We start from the raw sequence: 3,161 nt of genomic DNA on the forward strand, positions 1-3,161 counted from the left end.
AGATACGCCAGACCGCCGGGCGCAAGAGCGTTTCGCTCACCACCTTTGCCTCGTTTGCCTCGATGTGGCTGATTCCGCGGCTGGAGGGCTTTCAGCGCGACAACCCCGACATCGACATCCGGATTGATGCGTCAGACGTGGCGGTGGACCTGGACATTTCTGACCTGGACCTGGCGCTGCGCTACGCCCCGGCCAGCCACATGCCGCCAGGCGCCATACGCCTTTTCGGCGAGCAGATCACGCCCGTCATCAGCCCCTGGCTGCTCAAAAGCGGGCCGCGCCTGAAGAAGCCAGACGATCTGGCACAGTTCACCTTGATTGAGGCGGGCGACGCGCATCACACCCATCTGGAATGGCTGACCTGGCGCCGCTGGCTGGAAGAGCACGCCAGCCCCAAGCTGGAAGCCAAGCGCTGGCTGTACTTCAACTACGCCTACCAGATGGTGCAGGCGACGCTGACGGGCCAGGGCGTGGTGCTGGCGCGGCTGCCACTGATTGCCGAAAGCCTGGCCTCAGGCGATCTGGTGGAGCCCCTGCCGCAAATGCGCATGGAGTCTCCGATGAGTTATTGGCTGATCATCGGCCCGCGCAATGTGGCCCGGCCCGAAGTGCTGGCGTTTTGCGACTGGCTCAAAAGCCAGGCCGCGCTGACGCGTGAGGCGATTGGGGATGGGCCGGATCCGGATACGGTTGACTCTTTGGATTGAAACCCACCCCATGAAGATCGAGCCATGTCATTCCGCAGGTTTGCGGGCCATATCAAGTTAGGCGACGCACGAGTGCACTTCAGCACCTTCCTCAAGACTGGCGTCGAGGTACTACAAATAGGCGGCCAGCATTGGCAAAGCAACGCTTGGCCCATCGATCATTGGAAGGCCAACCCTGGTCGCTGGCGCCTTTTCACTCCAGCGATTGATGCGTTCCTTAACGAAGACCTGACGCTTAGGAACTTCGGAACATCGATTGAACAATTCGTCCTGATCCTGGAGGTTGCCGACTTCAAGGCCTGGGGCGAGGGAGTGGCCTTCACGGGACCTGACGGATTCACCCGGTACAAGCACAAGACACGGGAAGTTTGGAGCGTCGGCCGAATAGACTGGACTGAAGTTCAGAATCTACCAGCCCGATTGCAACTACTTGCCTTCGGGCAAGCCTTGCAGGCCGCCATTGCGAACGTCGCGATTGCTAAACGCAAGCCGAAGGATTTCCCTGCGGAGGCATTGGGTTCGGCGGTAGCCGCCAGGCTTCACTCAGCGAAGGTTTCGCAACTTTCTCGCAAAGTTCATGCGCAGTACGACGGGGCCTGACCTTTCCATCGAGAGGCCTCACATGTCAAACGTTCAATCTTCTCGAAAGGAATTCCGTGCGTGTTCAAGTCGTGTCCACTGAAGACGAGTACTGGGCTGCCGTGAAGCAGTTGAAGGGAACGTTCGAGTTCTTCGAGGAGCAGGGAGATGCCCACGGGCATATTGACGGCGATTTGCAGGACGCGATCGAGGCCGTGCTGGTGCCTCTGGCCGGATCATGGGAGCGCTCCGACGTATGGTTTCACAATCAAGACTTCTACGGGAACGGCATTCGCTCCCTCACCTTTCGTGCAGGCGACTTCCCCTGGCCCAGCGTAGTGTCGTTGCAGAAGTTATTGGTGGGTGATGCAGCCCGGTTCTGCATCTCCGTAGTGCTTTTGAATACGCTCGAGCTGGACGGCAAATGGGTGAGTTCAGTAGCAATCCTGCAGGACCAACTGGTTGCCACTCCCCTCGCTCTTGAAATGCTGAGGAAGCATTTCAGCGTTGAGACTTGACTTTATTAGCCCCCACGGTCGCTCACTGCGTGTAGCTCCCGAGGCCTTGCAGGCCGCGGCTCATGCGGGCTGAAGAGTCTTTTCAGGGCTGGGTTACGTGACGTTTCAACAGCCGCCCGGCACGTGCCTGTACCTTCGCGTTCGCCGCATCAGCACCGCCGGCCACATAAGCCAACTCGCCATTCACAAAGACCTTCTCGATGCCTTCGGACAGCGCGATCGGGTTTTCGTACGTCGCCACGTCGCGCACTCGGACCGGGTCCAGCACCACGACATCGGCGTACCAGCCCGGCTGCAACTGGCCGCGCTGGTGCAGGCGGAAGTTGCGCGCCGAGAGGCCCGTCATCTTGTAGATCGCGGTCTCCAGCGAAAACAGCTGCTGCTCGCGCCAATAGCGCGCAAGCACCCGCGGGAAGGCACCCCACAGGCGCGGGTGCGGATGCTTGTCATGCGGCAGGCCGTCCGATCCGATCATGGAAAGCGGGTGCGCAATGACGCGCCGCACATCATCCTCGTGCATCTGGAAATAGCAGGCCCCGCCGGGCTGCAGGCGGCGGCAAACTGTTTTCTGGTCAACGCCCCACTCGGCTGCAATCGACGCCAGGGTGCGGCCCATCATTTCCGGATGCGGGGCCGACCAGCTCACGAGCACGTCAATAATGCCGTCGACCAGGTCTTCGCGCAGCACGGTCGAGCCGGCCACGTAGGGATAGACATCCATCGCGATGTCCTGGCGCTGCGCCAGCGTGTCGATCAGCGGCAGCGTCTCCTGCGTGCGGCCCCAGTTGGCCGGGCCGGCGCATTTGTGATGCGAGATCACCAGCGGCACACCTGCCTCGAAGGCGCAGCCGGCGGCCTCGTGCATGGCCTCCAGGATGTCGGCCATCTCCGAGCGCATGTGTGTGGCGTAAATGCCGCCGTACCGCGCGACGACGCGCGCCAGCGATGTCACCTCGGCGGCCGGTGCCGGCATGGCTTCGGCGTAAAAGAGGCCCGACGACAGGCCGATCGCGCCCTGGGCCATGCATTGCTCCAGCAGGGTGCACATGGCGGCCACTTCGCCGGCGGTGGCTGGCCGGTTGAGGTCGTCCACACAGGCATAGCGCAGCGTGGTGTGGCCGATCAGCGGCGCTACATTGACGGCCGGCTGCGCCTCGCCCACCGCCTGCGCATAAGCATCCACCGAGGGGTACTTGAATGAATTTCCCAGCAGGGTGAGGGCGCCCTGCGGTTCCTCCACCACGAAAGGCGCGACCGACAGGCCGCAGTTGCCGGTGACCACCGTGGTGATGCCCTGCGACAGCTTGGGAAACATGCCGGGCGCGTTCAGCACGATAGCGTCGTCGTGGGTGTGCAC

General features: G+C 62.0%; 4 protein-coding genes. 3 read left to right on the forward strand and 1 reads right to left on the reverse strand.

What is annotated here, in order from left to right; all coding sequences use genetic code 11:
• From AC1D1P_RS18885 to AC1D1P_RS18895, 3 genes are all read left to right on the forward strand, one after another.
• A partial coding sequence (locus tag AC1D1P_RS18885; RefSeq protein WP_477674028.1) for a LysR substrate-binding domain-containing protein occupies nucleotides 1-707 on the forward strand: 707 nt, incomplete at its 5' end.
• Nucleotides 708-779: 72 nt separating this feature from the next.
• Entirely contained in the window at nucleotides 780-1,307 is a 528-nt protein-coding gene (locus AC1D1P_RS18890) for a hypothetical protein (RefSeq protein WP_477674029.1), read from the forward strand.
• A gap of 56 nt (nucleotides 1,308-1,363) precedes the next feature.
• Nucleotides 1,364-1,804, forward strand: coding sequence for a hypothetical protein (locus tag AC1D1P_RS18895; protein ID WP_477674030.1), 441 nt, complete (start codon nucleotides 1,364-1,366; stop codon nucleotides 1,802-1,804).
• Nucleotides 1,805-1,886: 82 nt separating this feature from the next.
• On the opposite strand, the gene AC1D1P_RS18900 is transcribed toward AC1D1P_RS18895, so the two are convergent.
• The coding region (locus AC1D1P_RS18900) for an N-acyl-D-amino-acid deacylase family protein (RefSeq protein ID WP_477674031.1) at nucleotides 1,887-3,161 on the reverse strand (1,275 nt) is incomplete at its 5' end.

The sequence above is a fragment of the Polaromonas sp. P1_E1_2 genome, assembly GCF_056406035.1.